At 73.1% G+C, this 26,604-nt stretch carries 28 protein-coding genes; 10 read left to right on the forward strand and 18 right to left on the reverse strand.

Annotated elements, in window-relative coordinates; translation table 11 throughout:
• Positions 1–277: 277 nt before the first annotated feature.
• A complete protein-coding gene (locus D7147_RS13335; RefSeq protein WP_076470495.1) occupies positions 278–472 on the reverse strand; it encodes a hypothetical protein in 195 nt (64 codons plus the stop codon).
• 372 nt (positions 473–844) lie between these two features.
• Between D7147_RS13335 and D7147_RS13340 the strand changes: the two genes are divergently transcribed.
• A complete protein-coding gene (locus D7147_RS13340) occupies positions 845–2,299 on the forward strand; it encodes a CAP domain-containing protein (RefSeq protein WP_407663337.1) in 1,455 nt (484 codons plus the stop codon).
• Between the two features lie 171 nt (positions 2,300–2,470).
• Complete coding sequence (locus D7147_RS13345; RefSeq protein ID WP_120677837.1) at positions 2,471–3,322, forward strand: endo alpha-1,4 polygalactosaminidase; 852 nt, start codon at positions 2,471–2,473, stop codon at positions 3,320–3,322.
• 11 nt (positions 3,323–3,333) lie between these two features.
• Here the strand turns inward: D7147_RS13345 and mutM are convergent, their stop codons facing one another.
• The 8 genes from mutM to rsmD all read right to left on the reverse strand — a co-directional run bounded on the left by mutM (position 3,334) and on the right by rsmD (position 8,714).
• Positions 3,334–4,191 carry a bifunctional DNA-formamidopyrimidine glycosylase/DNA-(apurinic or apyrimidinic site) lyase gene (gene mutM / locus D7147_RS13350; protein WP_120677839.1) on the reverse strand — a complete coding sequence of 286 codons (858 nt, stop codon included), beginning with the start codon at positions 4,189–4,191 and terminating at the stop codon, positions 3,334–3,336.
• Entirely contained in the window at positions 4,184–5,014 is an 831-nt protein-coding gene (gene rnc / locus D7147_RS13355) for a ribonuclease III (protein WP_233563120.1), read from the reverse strand. Before rnc ends, mutM begins: the two co-directional genes overlap by 8 nt.
• On the reverse strand, positions 5,011–5,979 hold the full coding sequence (locus tag D7147_RS13360; protein ID WP_233563121.1) for a phosphate acyltransferase PlsX: 969 nt from the start codon (positions 5,977–5,979) through the stop codon (positions 5,011–5,013). Before D7147_RS13360 ends, rnc begins: the two co-directional genes overlap by 4 nt.
• 128 nt (positions 5,980–6,107) lie before the next feature.
• A complete protein-coding gene (gene rpmF / locus D7147_RS13365) occupies positions 6,108–6,281 on the reverse strand; it encodes a 50S ribosomal protein L32 (RefSeq protein ID WP_076470490.1) in 174 nt (57 codons plus the stop codon).
• 5 nt (positions 6,282–6,286) lie between these two features.
• Positions 6,287–6,850, reverse strand: a complete 564-nt coding sequence (locus tag D7147_RS13370; protein ID WP_120677313.1) for a YceD family protein — start codon at positions 6,848–6,850, stop codon at positions 6,287–6,289.
• Positions 6,851–6,959: 109 nt separating this feature from the next.
• Positions 6,960–7,457, reverse strand: coding sequence for an SPFH domain-containing protein (locus D7147_RS13375; RefSeq protein WP_120677315.1), 498 nt, complete (start codon positions 7,455–7,457; stop codon positions 6,960–6,962).
• A 208-nt stretch (positions 7,458–7,665) separates the two neighbouring features.
• Positions 7,666–8,154, reverse strand: a complete 489-nt coding sequence (coaD, locus tag D7147_RS13380) for a pantetheine-phosphate adenylyltransferase (protein WP_120677317.1) — start codon at positions 8,152–8,154, stop codon at positions 7,666–7,668.
• Positions 8,151–8,714: a 16S rRNA (guanine(966)-N(2))-methyltransferase RsmD gene (rsmD, locus tag D7147_RS13385; RefSeq protein WP_120677319.1), complete on the reverse strand. Its 564-nt coding sequence runs from the start codon at positions 8,712–8,714 to the stop codon at positions 8,151–8,153. The genes coaD and rsmD overlap by 4 nt, the downstream gene beginning before the upstream one ends.
• Before the next feature lie 313 nt (positions 8,715–9,027).
• Between rsmD and D7147_RS13390 the strand changes: the two genes are divergently transcribed.
• Positions 9,028–10,530, forward strand: a complete 1,503-nt coding sequence (locus tag D7147_RS13390) for an LPXTG cell wall anchor domain-containing protein (RefSeq protein WP_120677321.1) — start codon at positions 9,028–9,030, stop codon at positions 10,528–10,530.
• 129 nt (positions 10,531–10,659) lie between these two features.
• Here D7147_RS13390 and recG read toward each other — a convergent pair whose 3' ends face one another.
• Together recG and D7147_RS13400 are read right to left on the reverse strand one after the other, a co-directional pair.
• On the reverse strand, positions 10,660–12,858 hold the full coding sequence (gene recG, locus D7147_RS13395) for an ATP-dependent DNA helicase RecG (protein ID WP_120677323.1): 2,199 nt from the start codon (positions 12,856–12,858) through the stop codon (positions 10,660–10,662).
• 36 nt (positions 12,859–12,894) lie between these two features.
• On the reverse strand, positions 12,895–14,538 hold the full coding sequence (locus D7147_RS13400) for a DAK2 domain-containing protein (RefSeq protein WP_120677325.1): 1,644 nt from the start codon (positions 14,536–14,538) through the stop codon (positions 12,895–12,897).
• Positions 14,539–14,760: 222 nt separating this feature from the next.
• On the opposite strand from D7147_RS13400, the gene rpmB reads away from it, so the two are divergent.
• Together rpmB and D7147_RS13410 are read left to right on the forward strand one after the other, a co-directional pair.
• Positions 14,761–14,952, forward strand: a complete 192-nt coding sequence (rpmB, locus tag D7147_RS13405; RefSeq protein WP_013284551.1) for a 50S ribosomal protein L28 — start codon at positions 14,761–14,763, stop codon at positions 14,950–14,952.
• 184 nt (positions 14,953–15,136) lie between these two features.
• On the forward strand, positions 15,137–16,390 hold the full coding sequence (locus D7147_RS13410) for an ATP-grasp domain-containing protein (RefSeq protein ID WP_233563122.1): 1,254 nt from the start codon (positions 15,137–15,139) through the stop codon (positions 16,388–16,390).
• Positions 16,391–16,459: 69 nt separating this feature from the next.
• On the opposite strand, the gene D7147_RS13415 is transcribed toward D7147_RS13410, so the two are convergent.
• A complete protein-coding gene (locus tag D7147_RS13415) occupies positions 16,460–16,927 on the reverse strand; it encodes a GNAT family N-acetyltransferase (RefSeq protein ID WP_120677329.1) in 468 nt (155 codons plus the stop codon).
• A gap of 18 nt (positions 16,928–16,945) precedes the next feature.
• The gene (locus D7147_RS13420) at positions 16,946–17,884 is read right to left on the reverse strand and encodes a thiamine-phosphate kinase (protein ID WP_120677331.1); all 939 of its coding nucleotides are present in this window, start codon (positions 17,882–17,884) and stop codon (positions 16,946–16,948) included.
• Positions 17,885–18,030: 146 nt separating this feature from the next.
• Here D7147_RS13420 and D7147_RS13425 point away from each other — a divergent pair, with 146 nt between their 5' ends.
• Both D7147_RS13425 and D7147_RS13430 read left to right on the forward strand, forming a co-directional pair.
• The gene (locus D7147_RS13425; RefSeq protein WP_120328532.1) at positions 18,031–18,264 is read left to right on the forward strand and encodes an Lrp/AsnC ligand binding domain-containing protein; all 234 of its coding nucleotides are present in this window, start codon (positions 18,031–18,033) and stop codon (positions 18,262–18,264) included.
• A 9-nt stretch (positions 18,265–18,273) separates the two neighbouring features.
• Complete coding sequence (locus D7147_RS13430; RefSeq protein WP_233563151.1) at positions 18,274–18,909, forward strand: DUF3515 family protein; 636 nt, start codon at positions 18,274–18,276, stop codon at positions 18,907–18,909.
• Positions 18,910–18,968: 59 nt separating this feature from the next.
• Here the strand turns inward: D7147_RS13430 and D7147_RS13435 are convergent, their stop codons facing one another.
• Positions 18,969–20,075: a D-alanine--D-alanine ligase family protein gene (locus D7147_RS13435; RefSeq protein WP_120677335.1), complete on the reverse strand. Its 1,107-nt coding sequence runs from the start codon at positions 20,073–20,075 to the stop codon at positions 18,969–18,971.
• A gap of 200 nt (positions 20,076–20,275) precedes the next feature.
• Here D7147_RS13435 and D7147_RS13440 point away from each other — a divergent pair, with 200 nt between their 5' ends.
• Entirely contained in the window at positions 20,276–21,565 is a 1,290-nt protein-coding gene (locus tag D7147_RS13440) for an ATP-binding protein (protein ID WP_120677337.1), read from the forward strand.
• Between the two features lie 58 nt (positions 21,566–21,623).
• On the opposite strand, the gene D7147_RS13445 is transcribed toward D7147_RS13440, so the two are convergent.
• Complete coding sequence (locus D7147_RS13445; protein WP_120677339.1) at positions 21,624–21,842, reverse strand: hypothetical protein; 219 nt, start codon at positions 21,840–21,842, stop codon at positions 21,624–21,626.
• A gap of 279 nt (positions 21,843–22,121) precedes the next feature.
• Here D7147_RS13445 and D7147_RS13450 point away from each other — a divergent pair, with 279 nt between their 5' ends.
• Together D7147_RS13450 and D7147_RS13455 are read left to right on the forward strand one after the other, a co-directional pair.
• Positions 22,122–22,967, forward strand: coding sequence for a helix-turn-helix domain-containing protein (locus tag D7147_RS13450; protein WP_120677341.1), 846 nt, complete (start codon positions 22,122–22,124; stop codon positions 22,965–22,967).
• Between the two features lie 5 nt (positions 22,968–22,972).
• A complete protein-coding gene (locus D7147_RS13455) occupies positions 22,973–23,173 on the forward strand; it encodes a DUF397 domain-containing protein (protein ID WP_120677343.1) in 201 nt (66 codons plus the stop codon).
• Between the two features lie 186 nt (positions 23,174–23,359).
• Here D7147_RS13455 and D7147_RS13460 read toward each other — a convergent pair whose 3' ends face one another.
• From D7147_RS13460 to D7147_RS13470, 3 genes are all read right to left on the reverse strand, one after another.
• Positions 23,360–24,409 carry an ROK family protein gene (locus tag D7147_RS13460; RefSeq protein ID WP_120677841.1) on the reverse strand — a complete coding sequence of 350 codons (1,050 nt, stop codon included), beginning with the start codon at positions 24,407–24,409 and terminating at the stop codon, positions 23,360–23,362.
• A 116-nt stretch (positions 24,410–24,525) separates the two neighbouring features.
• Positions 24,526–25,314, reverse strand: a complete 789-nt coding sequence (locus D7147_RS13465; protein WP_120677345.1) for a putative protein N(5)-glutamine methyltransferase — start codon at positions 25,312–25,314, stop codon at positions 24,526–24,528.
• Positions 25,315–25,476: 162 nt separating this feature from the next.
• The gene (locus D7147_RS13470) at positions 25,477–26,598 is read right to left on the reverse strand and encodes a cystathionine gamma-lyase (protein ID WP_120677347.1); all 1,122 of its coding nucleotides are present in this window, start codon (positions 26,596–26,598) and stop codon (positions 25,477–25,479) included.
• Between the last annotated feature and the right edge of the window lie 6 nt (positions 26,599–26,604).

Genomic DNA, 26,604 nt, shown 5'->3' on the forward strand with positions numbered 1-26,604 from the left:
GCCCCGCTACGCGCGCCCGGCCCGCAGAGGGGCCGGCCGGGATCCTGTGGCGGGCCCGGCGCGACTGCCATCGTCTCCCGACCGCCGGTAAAGACAAGTGCTATTCGCACGGCGGATTCAGCCACCGTTTCCCTCGGTGACGAGTGCCACACGGACCGGTACGGCGGCAAGATCGAGAAATGGGAGATCGGAAAGTCGCGAAGACAAAGTTGCGCGCCGGCACAGTCGTGTCGGCGCGCTTTTTGCGTGGTGCGATTCAGTTTTCCCGACGCGATGATCAGGTGAGCGCGGGCTCGGCGAGCCGGAGCAGATCGTCCGCCTCGTTGGCGGCGGCGGCGAGCCGATCATTCTCGGCACGCAGTCGCGTGAGCTCGAACTCCAGGGCCTGAACCCTGGCACGCAGTCGGGTGACCTCGTCGAGCAGACGCCGGTCGGGCGCTGCACCTACGTGGCCGTAGAGGGCCTTCGCCATGCTGACTCCTTGATATGCGCTGCCGGAAAGGCCGGCCAACGCGCGCCCATGTGTCCGCGACTACCATTCCAGGCTGTATCTGGGCATGGCCGGGCGCGACTGGCGACACCTATATATTGGCCGCAAAGCCCCTAGTCGTCAAGTTTTCGCAGGCCGTAGATCATCTCTACGTCGACCTGTCCACTCGCTGGGGGCTGCCACGAGGCACGGACACGCTCTGTCCGGACGCCTTAACGGTACGCCTACGTTGTCTCCGAACTCTGCCCCGCGGCGTCCGCTATCCCCTTAACTCTTTCTTAGCCACGTTGCCGCAGGTCGTAGCGCACCCGTAGCGTCAGCGCGGCCCGCAACCGACCCGTGGAGGCGACAGGCGTGTACCGCTGGACCGACCCGAACGACCCGGAGGGCGCGAAGCGGCGCCCGGAGACACCGATCGAGGAACCGGCCTGGCTGACCGACCGTCCGGCACCACGGTCGGCGTACCTCTTCGGCGACGACCCCGAGGGGCCGGCCGACGCCTGGCCCGAGCGGCATCCCGCGGAGACCTGGCGCGACGACCGGCCGACGGCTGGGTGGCAGGACGAGCCGACCACCAACTGGGCGGCGGCCGGACCGACGCCGCAGGGCCTGCAGTCGGACCCCTACCGCGACCGGCCCGAGCAGGCCGCGCCCTGGTCCGCGTCGCACCATGGCCGGTCGGCGGAGGAACCCACCCACCGGTCGGCGGAACGACCCGGCGGGTGGCCTGTCGAGGAGACCGGTGCGAGCGCGCCCGCCGGCTGGACCGGCGAGATCCGACCGGACGAGCACACCGCCGGCTTCGGCGACCGGTCCAGCGAGCCGAGCGGCTGGTCCGGGGATCCGGTCGGCCGTACCGACGGCTGGTCCTCCGGTCACCCCGGCGAGCACTCCACGTACGGCGTACGGCCGGAGCGGTGGGGCGTCGAGCCGGCGACCGGTTCCCGACAGCCCGCCGTCGACGACACCGCCCCGCTGTATTCGATCCCGGCGGACGGCACCGGCGGGCCGGAGCACGACGCCGTCGCCGGAGAGAGCGGCGTCGAGGGGCGGCACCGCTCCAGGCGGCGGATCCCCCGGCCACTGATCATCGGCGGCGCCGCAGCGGCCGCCACCCTGGTGGTGAGCCTCGGCGTCGGCGCGCTCGCGCTCCCGGGAGGCGGCGGCACCCCGGCCGACCCGACGGCCGTCGACGACACCGTCGCCGCCGCACCGGCTCTGCCCACCGACGCGGCCCCGGTCCCGGCGACCACCTCCGCGGCCCCGACCGCCTCGCCGAGCACCGCCCGCCCCACCCCCTCGGCGAGCCGAACCACCCGGCCCACCCCGTCGGCGAACCGGACCACCGCCCCCTCCCGGCGCAACGCCGAGCGGAGCAGCGCACCGAGCACCGGCGGCGGCACGACGACCGCCCCGAGCGGCGGCGTCAGCGCCCAGGCCCGTGAGGTGGTCGACCTGGTCAACGCCGAGCGGGCCAAGGCCGGCTGCAAGGCGCTGACCATCGACGACAAGCTGATGACCGCCGCCCAGCGGCACAGCCAGGACCAGGCCGACCACCAGAACATGTCGCACACCGGCAGCGATGGCAGCGACCCCGGCGACCGGATCGACCGGGTCGGCTACCAGTGGCGCACCTACGGCGAGAACGTGGCCTGGAACCAGAAGAACCCGGCCGCCGTGATGGACGCCTGGATGAACAGCCCCGGGCACAAGGCCAACATCCTGAACTGCGCGTTCACCGAGATCGGCGTGGGGATCGCGAACAGCAACGGACCGTACTGGACGCAGGTCTTCGCCGCGCCGCGCTGACCGTCGGCGAACACCGGCACGACGCCCCACTCGACTGCGAGTGGGGCGTCGTCGCGTGCACCGGCGAGTCGTACTCGGGTCCGCGCTCGTTTCACCCGGTGAGGTACGCCCGCGTGAGGCGGCGTACCGGTGCGGGCGGCGAGGGCGCCGCCCGGGACCCGGGAGCTGCCGATGCGGATCCGGCTGCGACGACGCGCCGTCCGGCTACGCCGAGCGCTCTCCGCTGGCGCGACGCTGATCCTGCTCGTCCCGGTCTGCGCCTGCCGGGTCGAGCTGACCCCACCCGGGGCACCGACCCCCTGGCCGGCCGCGTCGGCCCGCCACTGGCAGTGGCAGTGGCAGCTCACCGGCCCGGTCGACCCGGACGTCGACGCCGACGTCTTCCTGCTCGACGCGGCCCGTACCACCTCCGCCGAGACCGCCGAGCTGCGCGCCCGGGACCGGCGCCTGGTCTGCCAGGTGCACGTCGCGTCGGTACGATCCGACGACCCGGACGCCGACCGCTTCCCGGAGAGCGCCCAGGGCGCGGCCGGCCGGCGCCCGCAGAGCCGCTGGCTGGACGTACGGCGCTGGGACGCGCTCGAACCGGCCCTGGCCGACCGGTTGCGGCTCTGTCGCGGCAAGGGCTTCGGCGCGGTGGCGCTGGCCGACGCGGACGCCTACCTGTACCGCTCGGGCTTCCCCCTCGGCTTCGACGACCAGCTGCACTTCAACCGCCGGCTGGCAGCGCTCGCCCGGTCCCTGGACCTCTCCCCCGGGCTGATGAACGACGTGCCGCAGCTCGCCGCGCTCGCCCCGGACTTCGACTTCGCGGTCAACGAGGAGTGCGTACGGCTCGACCAGTGCGAGAAGCTGTTGCCCTTCGTCGACGCCGGCAAGCCGGTCTTCCACGTCGAGTACACCGGCTCGACCGAGGAGTTCTGCGTCGTCACCGTCGGCTACGGCTTCGCCTCGATCCGCAAGCAGCCCGCCCTCGACGCCTGGCGCGACCCCTGCGTGACCCGCGGATACCCCGACGGCTGACCCTGCGGCGATCAGCCGCGGAGCGACGCTCGGGGCCGCGGCTGGCAGCGCGGGCAGCTGTACGAGGAGCGGTTCATGAACGGTTCGCGGCGGATCGGGGCGCCGCAGCGCGGGCACGGCTCGCCCTCCCGCCCGTAGGCGTTGAGCGCCCGTTCGAAGTAGCCGCTCTCCCCGTTCACGTTGACGTAGAGGGTGTCGAAGCTGGTGCCACCGGACTTGATGGCCTCGCCGAGCACGTCGCGGACGTGCCCGAGCAGCCGCTGGGCGGCCGGACCGGTGAGCGTGTCGGTGGGCCGGGTGCCGTGCAGCCGGGCCCGCCAGAGCGCCTCGTCGGCGTAGATGTTGCCGACGCCGGAGATCAGCGTCTGGTCGAGCAGCGCGCGCTTCACCTCGGTACGCCGCCGGCGCAGCGCCGCCACGAAGGCCGCGTCGGAGAAGAGCGGGTCCATCGGATCCCGGGCGATGTGCGAGATCTCGGCGGGCAGCTCCGCCCCGCCCTCGCTCACCGCGAGCCCGCCGAACGTGCGCTGGTCGACGAAGCGCAGCTCCGGGCCGCCGTCGTCGAAGCGGAACCGGACCCGCAGGTGCGTCTCGTCGGGCGCGTCGGCGGGCTGCATCAGCAGCTGACCGGACATGCCGAGGTGCCCCACCACCGCGTCGCCGCTGTCCAGCGGCAGCCACAGATACTTGCCCCGGCGGCGTACGTCCAGCACCGTCCGTCCCGCCAGCACGTCGGCGAAGTGCACGCCGCCGGGAACGTGCCGCCGCACGGCCCGCGGGTGGCGTACCTCGACGGTGCTGATCCGGCGTCCGGTCACCCACTGGGCGAGCCCCTGCCGGATGGTCTCGACCTCGGGCAGCTCAGGCACGGGGCGAGTCCGTTCCGGCGGCGTCGCCACCCGCCCGGTCGGCCGCGACGCTCTCCGTCTCGGCGCGCTCGCCGTCCGAGTCGCCGTCGGAGTCGCCCTGCCCGGTCCGCTCCGCCTGCTCGGTGAGGGTCCGCCAGGCGGCCTCGGCGGCGCGCTGCTCGGCCTCCTTCTTGCTCCGCCCCTCGGCGCCGCCGTACCGGTTGCCCGCGACCACCACCCAGGCGGTGAACGTCTTCAGGTGGTCCGGCCCGGTGCCCTCGATCCGGTACTCCGGCACACCCAGCCCGAGCGCCGCGGTGAGCTCCTGCAGGCTGGTCTTCCAGTCCAGCGCGGCGCCCCGTCCGGCCGACTCCGCCATGAGCGGGTCGAAGAGCTTGTGGATCACGGTGGCGGCGGTGTCCAGGCCGTACTGGAGGTAGATCGCGCCGAGCAGCGCCTCCAGCGTGTCGGCGAGGATGCTCGCCTTGTCCCGGCCGCCGGTGGTCTCCTCGCCCTTGCCGAGCAGCAGGTAGGCCCCCAGCCCCTCCGGGCCGAGGCCCCGGGCCACGTCGGCCAGGGCCCGCATGTTGACCACGCTGGCCCGAAGCTTGGCCAGCTGCCCCTCGGGCAGGTCGGGATGGTTGTGGAAGAGCGCCGTGGTGATCACCACGCCGAGGACCGAGTCGCCGAGGAACTCCAGCCGCTCGTTCGTGGGCAGGCCGCCGTTCTCGTACGCGTACGAGCGGTGCGTCAGGGCGCGCTCCAGCAGCTCCGGGTCCAACGAGATGCCGAACGCGGCCTCGAGGTGACCGACGGGCGCCCGTCGCCGCTTGTCGTTGCTCATGGTGTGGTTACCTCGGTGTCGTTGATGTGATCATGGCCCTTCAGGGCGTGCCCGGCGAGCAATGCGGCCACCTGGTCGGCGGCGCGTTGGCGCCACAGGTGAGCGGCGAGCGCGATGCCGGAGGCGACGTCGTCGGCGGTGGCGGCGCCGTGGCAGACCACCACCGTGCCGGCGACGCCGAGCAGAGCCGCGGCCCGGGGAGCGCCACCGCCGGCCGGGGGACCGCCGGCCATCGCATATGCGCCCTCGACCGCCTTGAGCAGCACGTTACCGGTGAACCCGTCGGTGACCACCACGTCGGCGCGCGCGCCGGAGGAGACGTCGTACCCCTCGACGAGTCCGACGTAGCGGGCGTTGCGGGGCAGCGGCTCGGCGGCGAGCACGGGATCGGCGGCCCGCCGGACACGGTCGCCCTTGCCCGCCTCGGTGCCCACGGAGAGGAGTCCGACCCGGGGCGCGTCGACCGCGTGCGCCACTGCGGCGTACGCGGCGCCGAGCACGGCGTGCCGGGCGAGCACCCCCGCGCGGGGCTCCAGGGAGCCGCCCACGTCGAGCAGCACGACGGGACCGGTGAGCGCCGGCAGGGTCGCGACGAGGGCGGGGTGACGAATTCCCGGCCAGCGACCGAGACCGAGCGCCGCGGCGGTGACGGTGGCGCCGGTGGAGCCGGCGGAGACCAGGGCGTCGGCGGTTCCATCGCGTACCGCGGCGACGGCGTCGCGTACCGTGCTCGCGTCGCGGGCGGCGCTGGGGTGGTCGGACATCCGGACCGCGGCACGGACCGGGCGCACCGCTATCCGGGCCCGGTTCACCGGGTCCAGGGCAGCGAGCACCACGTCGGCGGCCTCGGAGGGACCGACGAGCAGCAGATGCAGGTCCGGATCAGCGCGTACTGCCCGCAGAGCGCCGTCAACCACGACGTCGGGAGCGTCATCCCCGCCGAGGAGGTCAACGGCGATCCGCACGGTGCCCGGCTCCGTCGGAACGCCGGCCGGAACGGACCGGCCAGCGTCGGAGGGAGCCGGGGCACCGGGCGTTTGCCAGGGTGCGCGCGCCGCCCGACCAGGGGTCGGGGGCGTCACTCGGCGTCCGGTCAGACCTCGAGGACCTGACGGCCGTTGTACGTGCCGCAGACGGAGCAGGCGGCGTGCGGCAGCTTCGGCGACTTGCACTGCGGGCACGCCACGGTCGCGACCGCCGCGGTCTTCCACTGCGCCCGGCGGGACCGGGTGTTGCTGCGCGACATCTTGCGCTTGGGGACGGCCACGGTTCTTACTCCTCTTTACGGGTCAGTTGCGACAGGCTCGCCCATCGCGGGTCGATCTGCTGGTGGCTGTGGTCGGCCGGCAGATCGTCCCACTGCACCCCGCACTCGGGGCACAGGCCTGGGCAGTCCTCCCGGCAGAGCGGGTTGGTCGGCAGCGTGAGCACCACCGCGTCCCGCAACGCCGGTTCCAGGTCGATCAGATCGCCCTGCATCCGGCCCACCTCGTCCTCGTCGGTCGTGGTGTCCGTGGTGCTGTTCTCGTACGCGTACAGCTCCTGGATCGTCACGGCCATCGAGTCGTTGATCTCGCGCAGGCAGCGGCTGCACTCGCCGCGGAGGGGACCGCTGACGGTCCCGGAGACGAGCACACCCTCGGACACCGACTCCAACCTCAGATCGAGGTCGAGGTCCGCGCCCTCCGGCACGCCGATCAGCTCCACGCCGAGGTCTTCCGGTGCCGGCACCACCCGCTTGACCGTACGCAACGCGCCAGGCCGACGCGGCAGGTCCCTCGTGTCGAGGACCAGCGGCGACCTGGGGTCGAGTGTGCTTGGCGTGTGTTTAGGCATAGTTAGACTCCGGCCGTACGAGGCCGACAAACGAGGTTACCTGGGCGACCGCCGGACCGTCGAACCGGGGGCGACGCCCACCTCACCTGTCGGCCGGCTGTGGTGCCGCTCAGAAGGGTAGCGGCCGCTCCGCCTCGTCACCCGCGAAGGTGCCGATCTCACGCAGCGCGTGCATCTTGTCGCGGCCACGCTCGATGGAGGCGAGCGCCCTGGTCAGGAACTGCTCGAAGTTGGCCAGGGCGGTGTCGACGTAGTCGTCGACCTCCTCACGCAGCCGCTGGGCCTCGGCCCGCGCCTCGGCGATGATCCGCGCGCCCTCGTGCTCGGCGGAGACCGTGATCTCGTTCACCGAGACCAGGCGGGCGTGTTCCGCCTCACCCTCGCTGATGATCCGGTCGGCCTCTCGCTTTCCGGCCTCCATGATCTTGTCGCGCTCGTCCAACAACGCGGCGGCGCGACGCAGGTCGGCGGGGAGTTCGGCGCGCATCTCGTCCAGGGCGGCGATCATCTCGCCGCGGTCGACCATGCAGTTGTTCCGCGACATCGGGACGGACCGCGCCGTCTCCACCATGGCGATCAGTTCGTCGATGCGATCGAGCGGGTCCACCGGTACCTCACTCCTGTCGTTCGTCGGCCGATCTACATGATGCGGGCTACGGCCAGTTTCCCGCTCCACCCATCATCGCGCGCGGCACGGCCGGACCGCTCTCCCCGGCGGCTCGGCGCGCCGTGCCGCCGTTCTCCCGGCTGGCCGGGCCGACCGGAAACCCCGAACCGGGGCGAATCACCGCAGAGGCCGCCCGGGCCGGGCGGGGTCAGGAACGCGTGGGCGGGGAGAGTCGGGTCAGCAGCTCGGTGCGAACCCGGTCGGGCACGTGCGGCGAGACGTCGCCGCCCCACTTGGCCACGTCCTTCACCAGGCTGGAGGAGAGGAACGAGTAGAGCGGGTTGGTGGGCATGAAGAGCGTCTCGACGCCGGCCAGCCCCATGTTCATCTGCGCCATCTGCAGCTCGTAGTCAAAGTCGCTGACCGCCCGCAGGCCCTTGACCAGCACGCTCGCCTGCTGGGCCCGGCAGAAGTCGACGAGCAACCCGCGGAAGGACTCGACGCGGACGTTGCCGTACGAGGCGGTCACCTCGCGGAGCATGTCGATCCGCTCCTCGACGGTGAACAGACCACTCTTCGACTGGTTCATCAACACTCCGACGATCACCTCGTCGAAGAGGCGGCTCGCCCGGCCGATGATGTCGAGGTGTCCGTTCGTGACCGGATCGAAGGAACCGGGACACACCGCACGTCTCATGATCGGCGACCGTACCAAAGAGTGGTCTCGCCGTAACGGCGACTGCGCTCGCCGGTGACCCCCGGCACCCAGCCCAGCGGGGCGCCCCGGCTGGACCGCTCCACCACCACGAGCGCGTCGGGCGCCAGCCAGCCGTGCTCCACGAGCGCGGTCAGCATCGCGGTGATCTCCTCGTCCGTGACGGCGTACGGGGGGTCGGCGAAGACCACGTCGTACGGCTCACCCTCCGGCCCACCGGCGAGCACCGTGGCCACCCGGCCGGTGACCAGGCGGGCCGCGGGGCCGGCGCCGAGGGCGGCGACGTTCTCCCTGATCACTCGGGAGGCCCGGGCGTCGGCCTCCACCAGCAGGACGTGCTCCGCGCCCCGGGAGAGCGCCTCCAGGCCGACGGCTCCGGAGCCGGCGTAGAGATCGGCGACGCGCGCTCCGACCAGATCGATCTCGGTCTGCACCGCGCTGAACAGGGCCTCGCGCACCCGGTCGGAGGTGGGTCGGGTACCGGAGCCGGGCGGTGCGGCGAGCCGTCGTCCACCGAACGTCCCCGCCACGATCCGGGTCACGGCCTCTCCCTGTCCATACCCACGACGCTACGCGACGACCGGGAAGCGGCGGGACCGACCGCCGACCGCGTCAGAGTGACGGCAAGATCACTTGTCGTACATCAACGATCTCAAATCCATAACATCGGTCTTAACGGATGCTGTGCGCTGTAACCCAGGCGACGATCTCGCTAGGGTCTCGGCGGTGCCGGTAATGCACCGGCCACGGCGCAAATGGGGAGGCCCGTCAACCGGACGTGCGTCGCTCGTCAGCGACCGTCCGACCATCCTCCGCGCCGACACCCCCGAACTCTTTTTCACCCCGGGAGTACGCGTGATTCGTCCCAAGCTGTCGCTGCGGCGGCCGCTGGCTGTCCTGGGAGCCGCCCTGCTCGGCCTCATCGGGACCGTCGCGGTGGCCGCCCCGGCCAGCGCACACCACACGACCATCAAGGCCACCGTCGACTGTGACCAGCTCTCCGGCGAGCGAGTGATCACCTGGAGCGTCGAGAACAGCGAGCGCAACAAGGCCGTCACGCTCCAGCGGGTCACCGCCGAGCCGAACACCCCGGTCAACCTGAAGACGGACGAGACCAAGCCGCTCCAGGGCGCCGTCGTCGGCAACGCCGGCACCATCGAGGCCGTGCAGCGGGTGCCCAGCGACACCAAGACCGCCAAGCTCGCCGTGCACGGCCTCTGGGAGGCGAACGGCCAGGAGGCCGACAACGACGGCAGCATCAACCTGCCGGTCGACCAGCCATGCAACCCGGCTCCGAAGTGTGTGGACGCCAGCAAGGCGAACTACAGCCACACCTTCGACGGGCCGAAGGGCACCGCCACCGTCAAGCTCGACGGTGACCTGCCGCTCTGCGAGGACAGCAAGCAGTGGTTCACGCTGGTCTCGTACTTCGCGCCGCGGCCGCAGTTCGCCACCCCGCAGTACGTCTACGGCACGCCGGACAGTGACTGGATCGGCGGCACCCAGACCGAGATCGAGCTGAACGTCGAGATCCCGAACTGCCACACCCAGGTCGACCTGCTCTGGGGCGGCGTGGACGAGGTCATCGACCCGCTGGTCGAGGACGGCGAGCGGTACGGCAACATCAAGCTCGGCTCCCCGGGCGCGCCGGGCAACCGGTCGAAGGGCCCGCAGGGCTGGTACAACGGCGGCGACAAGAGCTGCACCACCCCGGCCACGACCTTCGCGTCCAACTGCGACGGCACCGTCACGGTCTCGCTGACCAACGACGGCAAGACCAGCAAGTACCCGGTGGAGTTCGAGGTCAAGGGCGAGGACGGCTGGTCCAAGAAGGTCACCGTCGAGTCCGGCAAGGCCGACAACGGCACCGTGGTGCCCGCCGAGAACGCCGGCAAGATCGAGGTGCTGGTCGACGGCAAGGTGATCGAGAACGGCACGTACTCGTGGGAGCGCCCCGAGGACTGCCCGCTGCCGGCCATCACCACCAAGGCGGACTGCGAGAACTTCGCGCTGACCGCGACCAACCCCGAGGGTGGCCTGCCGGTCAAGGTGGAGTTCAGCTACGGCGACAAGACCGAGACCCGTACCGTCGCCCCGGGCAAGTCGGAGACGGTGACCTTCAAGGCCGGCAAGGACGAGAAGGCCACGGTCGCGCTCCCCGAACTCGACCTGCAGCTGGAGGCCGTCTACGCCCCCGAGGGTGACTGCGGCGGCGGCGGTGGCGGCGGCGAGGAGCCGGGCCTGCCCGTGACCGGTGCCGCCACCAGCGCCATCATCGCCGGTGCGGCCGTGCTGCTGGCCGCCGGTGTGGTGCTGTTCCTGGTGGCGCGTCGTCGCAAGCTGCGCTTCACCGCCTGAGCATCGCTGAACTGAACTGAATCGAACCGAGGGCGCGTCGACCATCAGGTCGGCGCGCCCTCGGCGTACCGGCACACCATCCCCGGTGCGGGCACCTCACCCACGTCTACGAGCCGGAGAGCGGGCCGGTCAGCCCTTCTCCAGGTACTCGGCCCGCTCCTCGTCGACCAGGGCGGCCACCGACGCGGCCAACGCCGGGTGCCCCACCAACTCCGGGTCCTCCTCGACCAGGGCGATGGCCTCGGCCCGCGCGTCGCGGATCAGGTCCGTGTCGCGCAGCAGGGAGAGCAGGCGCAGGTGCGAGCGGCGCCCGGACTGGGTCGCGCCGAGCACGTCGCCCTCGCGGCGCTGCTCCAGGTCGAGTTCGGCGAGCTTGAAACCGTCGGTGGTGGAGGCCACCGCGTCGAGCCGCTCCCGGGCCGGGCTGCCCTCCAACGCCTCGCTCACCAGCAGGCACAGCCCCGCCGCCGAACCCCGACCGACCCGCCCCCGCAGCTGGTGCAGCTGGGACACGCCGAACCGGTCGGCGTCCAGCACCACCATCACTGTCGCGTTCGGCACGTTGACCCCGACCTCTACCACCGTGGTGGCGACCAGCACGTCGATCTGCCCGGCGGCGAAGGAGCGCATCACCGCGTCCTTCTCGTCGGCCGGCAGCCGGCCGTGCAGCACGCCGATCCGCAGCCCGTGCAGCGGCCCCTCGGCCAGCAGCGGCGCGACCTCGGTCACCGCGAGCGGTGGACGCCGTCCGGAGTCGTCCTCCCGGGGCGCCTCCTCGTCGCTCTGCGGCCCTTCGCCTATTCGCGGGCAGACCACGTACGCCTGGTGCCCGGCGGCGACCTCCTCGCGCAGCCGACGCCAGGCCCGGTCGAGGAAGGCCGGCTTCTCGGCGGCCGGCACCACGTGCGAGGCGATCGGCGAACGCCCCTGCGGCAGCTGGGAGAGGGTGGAGATCTCCAGATCGCCGTAGACCGTCATCGCCACGGTGCGCGGAATCGGGGTGGCCGTCATGACCAGCACGTGCGGCGGCTGGTCGGCCTTGGCGCGCAACGCGTCCCGCTGCTCCACCCCGAAGCGGTGCTGCTCGTCGACGACCACCAGCCCCAGGTCGGCGAAGTCGACCCCTTCGTAGAGCAGGGCGTGGGTGCCGATCACGATGCCGGCGCGCCCCTGCGCCACCTCGGTGAGCGCCCGCCGCCGCGCGGCCGCGCCGAGCGAGCCGGTGACCAGCTCCACCCCGGTCGCGTCGGGTGCGGCGTCCAGCTCGCCGGCCCGACCGAGCGGGCCGAGCAGTTCGAGGATGCCCCGGTAGTGCTGGGCGGCCAGCACCTCGGTCGGCGCGAGCAGCGCGGCCTGCCCGCCGGAGTCGACCACCTGGAGCATCGCGCGCAGCGCGACCACTGTCTTGCCCGAACCGACCTCGCCCTGCAGCAGCCGGTGCATCGGGTGGGCGGTGGCCAGGTCGGCGGCGATCTCCCGGCCGACGGTCTGCTGCCCCGAGGTCAGCTCGTACGGCAGGCGGGCGTCGAAGGCGTCCAGCAGCCCACCGGCGCGCGGCGCCCGGGCCTTCGCCGGCCAGTCGGCGGCGCGGTGCTTGCGCTGCACCAGCGTCAGCTGCACGGCGAACGCCTCGTCCCACTTGAGCCGACGCCGGGCCCGGTAGAGCTCCTCCTTGCTGGAGGGCCGGTGGATCTCCCGCAGCGCGGGCCCGATGCCCACCAGGTTGCGGCTCGCCCGCACGGTCGCCGGTAGCGGATCCTCCGGCGGGGTGAACGTGTCCAGGACGACCCGGACGCACCGGGCGATCACCCAGGTCGGCAGCGCCGCGGCGGCCGGGTAGACCGGGATCAGCGCGCCGGCGAACTCCTCGACCTCCTCGTTCGCCGCCGCCTCGCCCTCGCCGCCCTCGCCGAGCAGGACGTAATCCGGGCCGTTGAGCTGCCGCTTGCCCCGGAACTCGGTGACCTTGCCGGCGAAGAGCCCCCATCGCCCGGGGCGCAGCTCCCGCTCGCGCCACGCCTGGTTGCCGAAGAAGGTGAGGGTGAGGACGCCGCCGGAGCCGTCGCCGACGGTCACCTCGAGGAGATTGCCCCGGCGCTGGCGCATCGGCCGCACCGCGGTGCGCTGCACCTGCGCCAGCACCGTCACGTCCTCACCGACGTCCAGGGACCGGATGTCGGTGTGCTCGCCGCGCTCGTCGTAGCGGCGCGGGAAGTGGTAGACGAGGTCGCCGGCGGTGTGCAGGTCGAGGTGGGTCGCCAGAGCCTTGGCCGTCTTCTCCCCGACCAGCTTCTTCAGCGGCGTGTCCACCGTGGCCGGTTCACTCATGCGGCACCTCCACACCGAACCTGACGTTTCGCTCGCTCATTCGACCCCCACCAGGAGCGGATAGTGCGGTTGGCCGCCCGGGTACGCCTGCACCTCCACGAACGGCCAGCGCCGCCCGACGTGCGCGCGCACCGCGTCGACCAGCCCGTCCGGGGCGTCGGCACCGGAGATCAGGGTGACCAGCTCACCGCCGCCACCGAGCATCCGGTCGACCATCGCGACACAGGTGTCGACCAGATCGACGCCGATCAGGTGCACCTCCCCCTCGACCAGGGCCAGGACGTCGCCGGGCTGACACGGCCCGGCCACCGTGAGCGCCTCCCGACTGGCGTGGCAGACCTCGGCGTAGCGGCAGGCGCCCGCCGCCTCGGCCATGGCGATGACGTCGTCCTCGAAGCGGCGTCCCGGGTCGCGGACCGCCAGGGCGGCGAGGGCCTGCACCGGGGAGCGGGTGGGCACCACGCTGACCTTGACCCCGAGCCGGTGTGCCTCCTTCGCGGCGGCGCTCGCCACCGCCTCGGTGTTCGCGTCGTTGGGCAGCACCACGACCCGAGCGGCCCCGCTGGCCCGGATCGCGTCCAGCAGCTCACCGGTGGACGGGTTGCCCGGCACCACGGTGGCGCCCTCGCCGCGGAACAGCTCGGCGATCCCGGCCCCGGGCGCCACCACCACCGCCGACCGGCCCGCCGTCGCGGGCGCCGTCGCTGCGCTCTGGTCGGTCGTCGCGGGCACCATCGGCGCACTCTGGTCGGCGAACCGGGTCACCGAGATCCCGTGCGGCCGACCGGCGACCACCCCCGCCTCGATCGCCGCGCCCACGTCGTTGACGTGCACGTGCACGTTCCAGGTGCCGGTACCGGCGACACCGTCCCCGACGATCACGAGGGAGTCGCCCAGCGCGTCGAGTGCGTCGCGCAGCCGGTCGACGGCCTCCGGGTCGGCGTCGAGCAGGAACTGCACCTCGTAGTCGTACTGGTCGGAACCGGTCTCGCGGACGGCGGTGGCGGGCCGCGCGGCCGCCCGTGGCGCGGGCGTCGACCGGGCCGGACGCTCCCCGGTGACCACCTCGACCAGGGCGTCCAGCAGCAGGCACAGCCCGCGGCCGCCCGCGTCGACCACGCCGGCCCGGGCCAGCGCCGGCAGCTGCTCGGGGGTACGCGCCAGCGCCACGGCGGCCTCCTCGGCCGCCGCCGCGGCCACGGCACACAGGTCGTCGGTCTCCGCGCGCTCGGCCCCGGCGGCCGCCGCGGCGACCACGCTGAGCAGGGTTCCCTCCACCGGCCGGGCCACCGCCCGGTAGGCGGCGGCGGTCGCGTCCCGCAGCGCCGAGGTCAGCGCATGCCCCCGCACCACCGGCTCCGCACCGGCCGCGTCGGCGAGACCGCGGAGGATCTGCGAGAGGATCACTCCGGAGTTGCCCCGGGCGCCGAGCAGGGCACCCCGGGCCATCAGCCGCAGCGCGTGCCCGTGCGGCGTGACCTCGCCGTCGGGGAGCGTGTCGAGGTCCATGGCGAGCGCCTGCTGGGCCGAGGTCAACGTGAGGACCATGTTCGTGCCGGTGTCGCCGTCGGGCACCGGGTAGACGTTCAGCCGGTCGATCTCGGTCTGGTGCCGCTTGAGCGCGGCCAACCCGTCCGCGCACCAGCGGCGGACCGCGGCGGCGTCGAGGGTGTCCAGCACGGCGAGAAGCCTACTGGCGGAGTCGGACAGCCGCCGGGCTCGTCCGGCGTGTCCCCGGCCGCCCGCTATCCTGGTCGGCGGCTCCGGCCAGGCCGGGTGGCGGCGCTCGTCGCGCGCGGCCCGGTTGGGCAGGCCCGCCGGTCATCGGGTAACCTGACCAGGTTGCCCGGGCAGCACCTACAACCGGCGACCTCATGAACGTTTCAATCTCAGGAGTATCCCGTGGCTAGCGTGTGCGACGTCTGTGGCAAGGGACCGGGCTTCGGCCACAACGTGTCCCACTCGCACCGGCGGACCAACCGCCGCTGGAACCCGAACATCCAGTCGGTGCGTACCCCGGCCGGTGGCGGCACCACCAAGAAGCTGCAGGTCTGCACCTCGTGCATCAAGGCCGGCAAGGTGACCCGCGCCTGATTCGGCGGTAGCCGACCACACCTGATCACGACCAGCCGGCGGACTTTGGTCCGCCGGCCTTGTCGTGTTCGCGCGGTCTGACAGGTAGCTGACGACGCATAGACCGATGCCGTGCGTCCGGTTAAGGTCTCCCTGCGCCGAGCGCCGGATCGTCCGGCGCGGCGCCCACGGGGAGGGACGGGCCGTGCAGGACCTGGGCCGGGAGCACATGATCATCATCGGCGCCTCGCACGGCATGCTGCGCTGGTTCGCCGACGATCTACCCGCCGACAGCGTCGTGCTCATCGAGGAACCCGACGTGATCGGCCGCCGGGACGTCGATCGCCTCGCCGAGCAGATGCCCTTCATCTCCCGACTCGTCGCCGCCGAGTACCAGACGGGCCTGGACGCCGACGCGCTGATCGCGCGCGAGCCCGGGCTCGCCGCCGCCCGGCTGGTGATGCCCGGCACGGAGTGGGCGGTGGGCGCGACCGCCCGGCTGGCCGACGCGCTCGGCCTGCCCGGCGCCGGAAGCGCCGCCGCCGACATCTTCACGGACAAGCACCGGATGCGGCTGCTGGCCGCCAAGGTCGGTCTCGCCAATCCGGCATTCGAGCTGGTCGACGACCCGGCCGCGGCTGCCGCGTTCGCCCGCCGCCACGGCGGCCGCTGCGTGCTGAAGCCGACCCGCCGCTCGGGCAGCCTCGGCGTGCAGATCCTCGACGATCCGCAGGACGTCGCCGACGCCTGGGCGGAGACCGCCGACCCGGCGGACACCCCGGAGGTGGTCGATCGCGGGCTGCCCACCGCCGTCCTGGTCGAGCAGGTGCTCGACGGTCGGGAGCACAGCGTCGAGCTGCTGGTCGCCGACGGCGAGGTGTTCTTCGGCAACGTGACGGACAAGCGGGTGCTGCTCGGACGGCGACCGGTGGAGTCGGGGCACACCGTGCCGACCCTCCTGCCCGACGACGCCCGGCAGGCGCTGCTCGACGCGGCCACCCGGCTGGGCCGGGCCGCCGGCTTCCGCACCGGCGTACTGCACAGCGAGTGGATCATGGTCGACGGCGTGCCGACCCTCGTCGAGTGCGCCGCGCGACTCCCCGGCGACATGATCACCGCGCTGATCTCGATCGCCTACGAGTGCGGGTTCATCGAGGCGTACCTGCGGACGCTGCGCGGCGAACGGCCCACCCTCCCCACCCGGACGACCGGCGGGGCGGCGGTGGAGTTCCTGGTCGCCCCGCCGGGCACCGTCAACACCATCGAGGGCGTACGGGCGGCCCGGCGGGTCGCCGGGGTGCTCAACGTGCAGTTCGACGTCACGGTCGGCGCGTCGGTCGGCGAGGTGACCAACTCGCTGGCCCGCAGCGGGCACGTGATGGCCTGGGGCGTCGACCCCACCGAGGCCACCTCGGCGGCCGCCAAGGCCGCCGAGCAGATCCAGATCGTCACCGGCTGAGCCGGGGGCCCACCGGCGCCGCCGGCAGGCCGCGGCCTCGGATCGGCTACGGCGTCGGATCGACCGCGATCAGAGGGTACGGCCGAACGAGATGCAGTTCGGCGAGTCCCGGTAGAAGCCGAAGTTCGGGATGCGCTGGTAACCGGCCGCGGTGTACATGGCGATCGCCTCGGGCTGCTGGTCGCCGCACTCCAGGATCATCCGCTTGCGCCCGTGGTCGTGGGCCGAGCGCTCGACCGCCGCCAGCACCGTCCGGGCCACCCCGCGCCCCCGCGCCTCCGGTGCGGTGTACATCCGCTTCAGCTCGGCCGTGTCGCCCTCCTCGCCATGGCTGCGCCAGCCGCCGCAGCCGACCGGCGCCCCGTCGAGGTGGGCGACGAGGAACGCGCCGTCCGGCAGAACGAACTCGGCCGGGTCCACCGGCGTCTCGTCGCCGCTGCCGCCGTAACGTTCGGCCAGGTCGGCCAGGACCGCCCGGATGAGCTGCTGCGCCACCGGGGAGTCGAACGGCACGGTGCGGATGTCGATCTCACTCACCGGCAAAGGGTACGACCATCAGCGGAAATGGTCCCAGCCAGGCGAGCCGGCGTACTCGGCCCCGTCGACCGTCACCCCCGAACCGGCCGTCACCACGCCGATCTGCCGCCACTGCGCGGGCAGCTCCACGTCCGGCGGGAAGGTGGCCGCCAGCGCGTGGTCCTCGCCACCGCCGAGCAGCCAGTCGTACGGGTCGGCACCGAGCGCCTGCGCCGCGTCGCGCATCTGCGGAGGCACCTCGAAGGCGTCCCGCCGGACGTCGACGGCGACCCCGCTGGCCTTCGCCACGTGCCCCAGGTCGGCGAGGAGCCCGTCGGAGACGTCGATCATGGAGGTGGCGCCCAGCCCGGCGGCCTGTGGCCCCGCCGCGTAGGGCACCTCGGGCCGGCGGTACGCCTCGACCAGCAGCCGGGGGGTGCGGAAGCCGCGGGAGAGCACGGTCAGCCCGGCGGCGGCGTGACCCGTCCGGCCGGCGAGGGCGACGACGTCGCCGGGACGAGCACCACCGCGGCGTACCGGCGCCCGTCCCCCCAGGTCGCCGAGGGCCGTCACGGCGATGGTGAGCGTGGGACTGGCCGACATGTCGCCGCCCACCACGCTCGCGCCGATCGCATCCGCCTCGGCGGCCAGCCCGTCGGCCAGCTCCTCCGCCCAGCTCAGCTCCAGCTCCGGGGGCATGCAGAGGGCGACCAGCAGCGCGGTGGGGGCGGCTCCCATCGCCGCGATGTCGGCCAGGTTCGCCGCCGCCGCCCGGTGCCCGATGTCCCGGGCGCTGCCCCAGTCCCGCCGGAAGTGCCGCCCCTCGACCAGCACGTCGGTCGACGCCACCACCCGGGCGTCCGGCGCGGCGATCACCGCCCCGTCGTCACCGGGGCCCAGCAGGGTGGCCGGCCCGACCGGCAGGCGGGCGGTCACCCGCTCGATCAACCCGAACTCACCGACCGCCGCGACGCTCACTCCGCCATCCTCGTTCCGCTCCTGCTGCCCGGCCCTGCCGTGCTCGCCCAACGCTTCTCCTCGACCACCGATAGGGATCGGACCTGCACCGTAGGGTAGTTTCACCCTTCGGGCCGCTCGACGCGGCGACGGAGGGAGGTCGAGTCGTGGTTCAGGCGTACATCCTCATTCAGACCGAGGTCGGCCGCGCGCGTGACGTGGCCGGCCGGATCGCGGACCTCGCCGGCGTGGTCCGCGTCGACGCTGTCACCGGCCCGTACGACGTGGTCGTCCTCACCGAGGCGAACACCGTCGACGAACTCGGCAAGCTGATCGTCAGCAAGGTGCAGATGGTGCCCGGCATCACCCGCACCCTCACCTGCTCCGTGGTGCGGCTGTAAGTGGACAGGATCACTCGGTCTCCGGTCGAGGACCCCGCCGACGAGCAGCCCGACGAGGCGCCCGCGGACGCCCCGCGTGGCCCGGAGGGCACGAACCGGCGGGCCGCCCTGATCGCGACGGTGATCGCGCTGCCGGTCACGCTGTTGGTGGCTGTGCTCGTCCTCGTCCAGCTCGCCCCGGACGCTCCGGCCCCCGAGCCGAGCCCGTCGGCCACCGCCGCCCGGCCGCAGTCGACCGCACCGGTCGAGATGGCCGCCCCGGCGCTGGCCGCCCGGCCGGCCACGCTCTGCCGGGCGCTGCTCTCCCAGCTGCCACCGACCGTCCGTGACCTGCCGCAGCGCCCGGTGACCGCCGGGCCGGAGCAGAACGCCGCGTACGGCGACCCGGCCATCTCCCTGGCCTGCGGGGGCGCCGAGCCGGCCCTGCCGCCCACCTCCGACGTCTACTCGGTCAACAAGGTCTGCTGGTACGCGGACGAGCAGCCGGACGCGACGGTGCTCACCACCGTCGACCGGGAGACCGCGATCGTGGTGCGGGTGCCGCGCGAGTACGGGGCGGCGCTGCAGTGGGTGCCGCCGATCTCGGACACGATCGTCGCGGCGGTGCCCTCCGGCGGCGACATCCCCGCCGGCTGCAGCCGCTGACCTCTCCCGGGCCGAGTGCCCGACGGGTGGGGGTGGCGCGAACTCGGAGGTAGCCGGGGTCAGCGCAGGCCGACGCCCCGGGCGAGGGCGGTGCGGACGAGGCGGTCGACCAGCTTCGGGTACTCCAGCCCCGACGCGGCCCACATCTGCGGGAACATCGACGTCGGGGTGAAGCCCGGCATGGTGTTGACCTCGTTGAGGTAGACCTCCAGCTCCGGCGTGACGAAGAAGTCGGCCCGGGCCAGCCCGGAGCAGTCGAGCGCGGTGAAGGAACGGATCGCGTACTCCTGGACCTGGCGGGTGACCCGCTCCGGCAGGTCGGCCGGGACGTAGTACTCGCAGGACTGCGCGGAGTCGATGTACTTCGCCTCGAAGTCGTAGAACTCGTGGTCGGCGACGAGCCGGACCTCAGCGGGCACCGACGCCTCCGGGCTGCCGCCGGCCTCCCCCTCCAGCACACCGCACTCGACCTCACGCCCGACGATGGCACCCTCGACGAGCACCTTCGGGTCGATCTCCCGGGCGACGGCGACCGCGGCGTCCAGTTCGGACCAGTCGTTCACCTTGCTGACGCCGAAGGACGACCCGGCCCGCGACGGCTTGACGAAGACCGGCAGGCCCAGCCGTTCCTTGTCGGCCTCGCTCAACGTCATCCCGTTGCGCAGCACCGCGTACGGGCCGATCGGGATGCCCTCGGCGGCACAGAGCTTCTTGGTGAACTCCTTGTCCATCGCGGCGGCCGAGGCGAAGACGTTCGCCCCGACGTACGGGATGCCCGCCATCTCCAGCAGGCCCTGGATGGTGCCGTCCTCGCCGTAGGCGCCGTGCAGGACGGGGAAGACCACGTCCACGTCGGCGAGCGCCCGGGGCCCCTCGGCCTGGTCGAGCACCATCAGCCCGTTCCCGGTGGGGTCGGCGCGCAGCACCAGGTCGACGCCGGACTCCGCGGTGATCTCCGGCAGCTGCCGGGCCTGGATGGCGAGGTGTTCCGGGTCGCCGCCGGTGAGCACCCACTGCCCGGCCCGGGTGATGCCGACCGGCACCACCTCGTACTCGTCCGGGTCGAGCGCGCCGATGACGCCACCGGCGCTGACGCAGGAGATGCCGTGCTCCGGGCTGCGACCGCCGAAGACGACGGCCACGCGGGTCTTGCCAGGGGTGGTCACTGGGTCACCTCTCCGGTCGGCGGCGCTGGTGGCTCACCGGTGACCTTACTGTGCGTGGTGGGGAGCTGCGGGTGATACCGGACGAGCCGCAGTGATCGCCGAATCCGGTCAGCTGACGCTTACGGTGAGTAATCACTCAGAGTGGTCGTGCGTCGGCACGGGTGCGCGTACCTCCGGCCACCCCACTACGCTGCTGCGCTGTGAGCTCCGACGCCCTCATCGACAGCCTGCGGACCGCCCTCGACGCCCGTCCGGACGACCTCCCGCTGCGCCTGCACCTCGCCACCCTGCTGCTGGCGGCCGGCCGGGGCGGCGAGGCGATCGCGGAGGCCGGTCAGGCGCTCGCCCGTGACCCGGGCAACGAGGAGGCTCAGGCGTTGATGCAACGCGCGCTCGGGTCCTCCGTACCGTCGCCGAGGCCCGCCCCGGACGCGGCGCCCGGAGCCGGAGCCTCGCCGGCGGCCGCGCCACCGCCGTCGACGCGGCCGGCCTCCGGCGACGCCGCGAGCAATCCGCTCGCCGAGTACGAGCGGGAACTGGCCGACGTCGTACCGCCGCGGTTCGCCCCGGCCGGCGACGAGCCGGAGCCGGTCGGCGGTGAGCACGACCGGGTGTACGACGTGGAGACCTCGGCGGTCCGGCTGGCCGACGTGGGTGGAATGACGGCCGTCAAGGAGCGGCTGGAGCTGGCCTTCCTCGGCCCGCTGCGCAACCCGCAGCTACGGAAGATGTACGGCAAGAGCCTGCGCGGCGGGCTGATGCTCTACGGGCCGCCCGGCTGCGGCAAGACGTTCCTGGCCCGCGCGGTGGCCGGCGAGATGGGTGCCAAGTTCGTCTCGCTCTCCATCGTGGACGTGCTCGACATGTGGTTGGGCAACTCGGAGCGCAACCTGCACGAGCTGTTCCAGGCGGCCCGCCGCAACGCGCCGTGCGTGCTCTTCCTCGACGAGATCGACGCGCTGGGGCACAAGCGTTCGCAGGTCAGCTCCAGCTCCATGCGGACGCTCGGCAATCAGCTCCTCGCCGAGCTGGACGGCATGGAGGGCAACAACGAGGGAGTCTTCGTGCTGGCCGCCACGAACACCCCGTGGGACGTCGACCCGGCGCTGCGCCGCCCCGGCCGGCTCGACCGGGTCGTGCTGGTGCTGCCGCCGGACGCGGAGGCCCGCGCGGCCGTGCTCGAGTACCACCTGCGGGAGCGGCCGATCGCCGGCATCGACCTGCGCCGGATCGTGGCGGCGACCGAGGACTACTCGGGCGCGGACCTGGCGCACCTCTGCGAGACCGCGGCCGAGTACGCGATGGCGGACTCGGTCCGCAGCGGCGAGGTGCGCATGATCGAGCAGCGGGACTTCGACCGCGCCGTGAAGGAGGTCCGCCCGTCGACCCGGCCCTGGATGGCCACCGCGCGCAACGTCGCGATGTTCGCCAACGAGGGCGGCGTCTACGACGATCTGGTCGCGTACCTCAAGCAGCGCAAGCTGCTCTGACCGGTGGACCGAGCGGCCTGCTTCCGGTTGGGCGCGGGCCGCGGCGGGTCCGGCGTGGTCAGTCGCGGGAGCGCCGCCGACCGACGGCTATCACCTTCACCCGCTGTCGGCCGGCTCGTACCATGCCCAGCGCCATGAACGCGCCGGCGATCCGGTCGGCCGCCTCACGGCTGCTGGCGCCGACGACCTGACGTCGTCGCTCCGGGGAGGTCCGCTCGTTGCGGCCGCTCACCTCGGACGGCCGCACGTCGGTCAGCACCACCAGGAAGCGGGTCATCGCCGACTCCCGGGGTGGTCGGGGTGGACTCGCGGACCGGTACGCACGTTCACTCCCTCCGCCAGGCAGGCAGGGACGGCGCGGCACGCGGCGATCGGGTACGGGGGAGAAACCCGACCGCCGCGCGCCCCATCCCCTCCGGTCGCTCACCACCACCGTCGCCACGACAACCGGCGGTGAGGACGCTGTAACAGATTGACAGGTGTACAGGCGTGAATGCAACTCTCACCGACGTTCTCTCATGTACCGATTCCCAGCAATGTGTGCAACCATCGATGCATGGCTCCGAAGACCGCTCGCGCCCGCCGTCTCGGCCTCGCCCTGCGCACCCATCGGGAGGCCGCCGGCCTGACGCTGGAAGCGGCGGCCGACGAGATCAGCAGCACCCGCAGCACGCTCTCGCGCTACGAGAACGCCCAGTCACCGGTGAAGCCCGCCACCGTGCGCGCCCTGCTCACGCTCTACGGCGTGGCACCGGACGAGATCGCCGCAGCGGTGCAGCTGGCCAAGGACGCGCGTAAGCCCGGCTGGTGGGTGTCCTACTCGTACCTCCTGGACCGCCGCACCATCGACTTCATCGCGCTGGAGGCCGAGGCGACCGGCATCGCCAACTTCGAACCCTCGGTGGTGCCCGGTCTGCTCCAGACCTCCGACTACATCCGCGGCGTGATGCGCGGCGGCCCGCACACGCTCAGCGACGAGCAGGTCGAGCAGCGCGTCAAGCTACGCCTCGACCGTCAGCAACGGCTCACCGCCGACACCCCGCCGATCTTCGACGCCATCATCGACGAAGGTGCGCTGCTGCGGCCGGTCGGCGACCGGTCGGCGATGGAGGGCCAGCTACAGCACCTGGTGAAGATGGCCGAACTGCCGAACATCACCGTCCAGGTGATCCCCCTCGCCGCCGGCTACCACCGGGGCACCCGGGGATCGCTGCACATCCTGGAGTTCCCCGACCCGGAGGACCCGATCATCGCCTCCGTGGAGACGGTGGCCGGTCAGATGATCCTCGACGGCCCCGGTGACCTGCGCACCTGCACCAAGATCATGGAACACCTGCGGACGGTCGCGCTCAGCCCCGCGGACAGCCGCGCCAAGCTCTTCCAACTCCTGAAGGGACGGTAGGACGGATGACACCGACGATCAGCGCGGCCCTGGCCGCGGCCGGCTGGCACAAGAGCAGCCGCAGCGGCGACGAGGGCGCCTGCGTGGAGGTGGCGGTGATCCCTGAACTGGTCGCCGTACGCGACTCCAAGGACCCGCACGGCCCGGCGCTGCTCTTCTCGCCGACGGCCTGGGCCACGTTCGCCCAGGCGCCGCCGCGGCGCTGACCCTGAGCGTCCGGCCACCGGTGGGCGGTGGCCGGGACCCATGGGCCGGGCCGGCCGCCGGTGGGCGGTGGCCGGCCAGCACACCCTCAGGTGGGCCGGGCCGGCCGCCGGTGGGCGGCGGCCGGCCAGCACACCCTCAGGTGGGCCGGGCCGGCCGCCGGTGGGCGGCGGCCGGCCGGCACCACCTCAGGCCATCACCGGCGCGGGAGCGGGCCCGCCCCGCAACGCCTCCAGGGCAGCGATTGCCACGCCCCGCGCGCCTGCCATGTCCCGCTCCGGCACCAGGGCGAAGGTGGCCACGGCGGCCTGCTCCGCACGCAACGTGGTGTGCTCACGAACCGTCGCCAGGAACCAGTCCCGGAACTCCGGCGCCGCCTCCACCACACCACCACCCACGAAGTACGCGTGGGGGTCGGTGAAGTTGGCGGCGATGGTGAAGAGCCGGCCGATGGCCATCGCCTGCTGGGTGAAGATGGCGCGAGCCAGCTCGTCACCCCGCTCGCCGTAGCCGCGGACCAGCCGTGCCGCCCGACCCGGCGACTCGCCGGCCAGCGGGTGATCGGGATACCGGCCCAGCCAGTACGGCAGCAGGTTGCGCTCGATGGCGGTCAGCGAGGCGACGCTCTCCACGTCCCCGTCGAACCCGCAGGCACAGGCGGGCACGGGCTGATCCGGGGCGAGCAGCCCGGTGAGCGGGATGTGCACGTGGCCCAGCTCGCCCGCCATCCCGGCCGCCCCGGCCACCACCCGACCGCTCTCCACCACGCCCCCGCCGAGACCGGTCCCCACGATCGCGGAGACCGACGACCGGAGCATCGCGTCGGCTCCGAAGTGGACGTGATGCGCGTAGAGCGCGGCGGCGTTGCCGTCGTTGTGGTACGTCACCGGCAGGCCGAGCCGCCGTTCGAGCGCCCCGCGCACGTCGAAGCCCCGCCAGGCCGGTTCGGAGAAGTTGGTCGACCCGCGTGAGGAGATCACACCGGTCGCGCTGGCCGGGCCGGGAGTGTCCAGCCCCACCGCGCGCACCAGCTCGCGCGGCACCCCGGTGTGGGCCAGTACGCCGTCCAGCGCGCGGGCCAGCGCCTCGATCGCCGCCTCCGGCCCGGCGTGCACCTCGCTCGGTATCTCCACCAGCTCGTCCACCAGGAACCGACCGTCCGCGGTCAGGACTGTGGCGTTGTTGTTGCTCCCACCGTTGTCCAGCCCGACCACCACCGGCACCCCTGCGCTACCCACGCCCACCCCTCCCCCAGCGAAACCTGATCAGAGGCTAGTTCGATCTCGAACGGCCCACCAGACGCCGGACGCCCCCTGCCGGGTCGGACGATCGAGACACCCCGGCGGGTGCGGGCTCAGTCCGGGCGGCGGCCGGACACCGCCGTGGCGTCCCGTTCCTCGTCGTGCCACACCCGTGGCACCAGCCCGGCCGCCCGGAACTGCGCGCCGAGCTCCTCGACCTGCCCCTCGGCGGCCTCCACCACCAGGTGCCCACCGGGTGCGAGCCAGCGGGCCGCACCGGCCGCCACCCGGCGCAGCACGGAGAGCCCGTCCGGACCGCCGTCGAGCGCCACCGGCACCTCGTGCAGGCGCGCCTCCTGCGGCATCAGCGCCACCGCCGACGTCGGCACGTACGGGGCGTTCGCCACGACCAGGTCCAGCCGGCCCTGCCACTGCGGCGGCAACGGTGCGAACAGGTCGCCCGCGAACACCGGGACGGCCAGGCCGGCGAGGTTACGTCGGGCGCAGGCCACCGCCCCCGGATCGATGTCGACGGCGGCGAGCCGGCGTGGGGCGAGCCGCCGCGCCAACGCGAGCGTGGTCGCCCCCGAGCCGCAGCAGAGATCCACCACGGAGGCGGACGGGCCGACCAGCTCCGCCGCCACGTCCACCAGCAGGGCGGTACGCCCACGGGGCACGAACACCCCGGGGTCGACGGCGACCCGCAGCCCGCAGAACTCGGCCCAGCCGAGCAGATGCTCCAACGGCTCACCGGCGATCCGGCGGGCGACGAGGTCGGCGAGCGCGGACGGGGAATCGGCGGCGTCGAGCAGCAGTTGCGCCTCGTCCTCGGCGTAGACGCAGCCGGCGGCACGCAGCTGCCGTACCAGGGCGGGACGATCGACGTGGAAGGGCACGGTCATGGGAAACCTCCGGGGATGCTCGTCGGCGCCCCCGGTGGCCGCTAACGGTGCGGCGTGGGCTCGGAGGGGAGCGCCGGTCCTGCTGACGGTCGGATCGGACTCACCTCCTCGGATCGGGGCCCGGCACGGGCCACCCGGAACGATAACCCGCCCCGGCCTCGCTCAGCCGGTCGGGCCCGCCACGTCCAGCGCGGCCGCGATGTCGGCCACCAGATCGGCGGTGTCCTCCACGCCGCAGGAGAGCCGGACGAAGCCCGCGGAGGTGTCGTCCCCCCACTGCGCCCGCCGGTCCGCGGTGGTGTGCAGACCGCCGAAGGAGGTGGCCGCGACGACCAGCCGGGCGGCGTCGACGAACCGGGCCACCCGGTCGGCGTCCCCGAGGTCGAAGGAGAGCACCCCCGGCATCCGGCGCATCTGCGTCGACGCCACCGGGTACGCCGGGTCCTCCGGCCGCCCCGGCCAGCGCAGGCCGGTAACGTCCGGGCGGCCGGCGAGCAGCGCGGCGACCGCCTCGGCGTTGGCGGACTGCCGGCCCAGCCGCAGATCCATGGTCGCCAGAGACCGGTGCGCCAGCCACGCGTCGAAGGCGCCCGGAATCGCCCCGGTGGTGGTACGCCACTTCGTGACCGCCTCGATCAGCTCGGTCGACCGGCTGGCCACGTAGCCGAGGAGCAGGTCGGAGTGGCCGGTGAGCGCCTTCGTGCCCGAGGCCACCACCACGTCCGCGCCGAGCTCCAGCGGCCGCTGGCCGAGCGGCGTGGCGGTGGTGTTGTCCACCGCCAGCAGCGCGCCCGCAGCCCGCGCGCGGTCGGCCAGAGCCGCCACGTCGACCACGTCCAGCCCCGGGTTCGCCGGGGTCTCCACCAGCACGAGCCGGACCCCGTCGAGCGACGGGTACGGCCCCGCCGTCGGCACGAACAGCACCCGTACGCCGACGGCCTCCAGCGTGTCGGTGGCGAAGGCCCGGACCGGGAAGTACCCATCGGCCGGCAGCAGCACCGTGTCACCCGGGCGCAGCACGGTGAGCAGCAGACCGGTGATCGCGGCCTGCCCGCTGGCGAAGACCCGGCAGTCGCCCCCCTCCAGCTCCCCCACCGCGGCCTCCAGCAGCCGCCGGGTCGGGTTGTCCGGGCGGCCGTAACCGTTCGGTGCGCCCTCCGGCCCCTGCCACGGATCGAGGTGGTACGGCGCGGCGAAGACCGGCCCGGGCAGGAAGGGCTGCCCCGGCGCCGGCTCCGGCAGCCCGGCGTGCACGCAGCGGGTGCCGTCCCCCAGTTCGCTCATCCGACC

The sequence above is a fragment of the Micromonospora musae genome (genome assembly GCF_003626545.1).
GTDB lineage: Bacteria > Actinomycetota > Actinomycetes > Mycobacteriales > Micromonosporaceae > Micromonospora > Micromonospora musae.

Coding starts and splice junctions, on each gene's coding strand:
- D7147_RS13335 (WP_076470495.1), bottom strand. CDS start 472: ATGGCGAAGGCCCTCTACGGCCACGTAGGTGCAGCGCCCGACCGGCGT.
- D7147_RS13345 (WP_120677837.1), top strand. CDS start 2,471: ATGCGGATCCGGCTGCGACGACGCGCCGTCCGGCTACGCCGAGCGCTC.
- rnc (WP_233563120.1), bottom strand. CDS start 5,014: ATGAGCAACGACAAGCGGCGACGGGCGCCCGTCGGTCACCTCGAGGCC.
- D7147_RS13370 (WP_120677313.1), bottom strand. CDS start 6,850: ATGCCTAAACACACGCCAAGCACACTCGACCCCAGGTCGCCGCTGGTC.
- coaD (WP_120677317.1), bottom strand. CDS start 8,154: ATGAGACGTGCGGTGTGTCCCGGTTCCTTCGATCCGGTCACGAACGGA.
- recG (WP_120677323.1), bottom strand. CDS start 12,858: ATGAGTGAACCGGCCACGGTGGACACGCCGCTGAAGAAGCTGGTCGGG.
- D7147_RS13445 (WP_120677339.1), bottom strand. CDS start 21,842: ATGACCCGCTTCCTGGTGGTGCTGACCGACGTGCGGCCGTCCGAGGTG.
- D7147_RS13450 (WP_120677341.1), top strand. CDS start 22,122: ATGGCTCCGAAGACCGCTCGCGCCCGCCGTCTCGGCCTCGCCCTGCGC.
- D7147_RS13455 (WP_120677343.1), top strand. CDS start 22,973: ATGACACCGACGATCAGCGCGGCCCTGGCCGCGGCCGGCTGGCACAAG.
- D7147_RS13465 (WP_120677345.1), bottom strand. CDS start 25,314: ATGACCGTGCCCTTCCACGTCGATCGTCCCGCCCTGGTACGGCAGCTG.
- D7147_RS13470 (WP_120677347.1), bottom strand. CDS start 26,598: ATGAGCGAACTGGGGGACGGCACCCGCTGCGTGCACGCCGGGCTGCCG.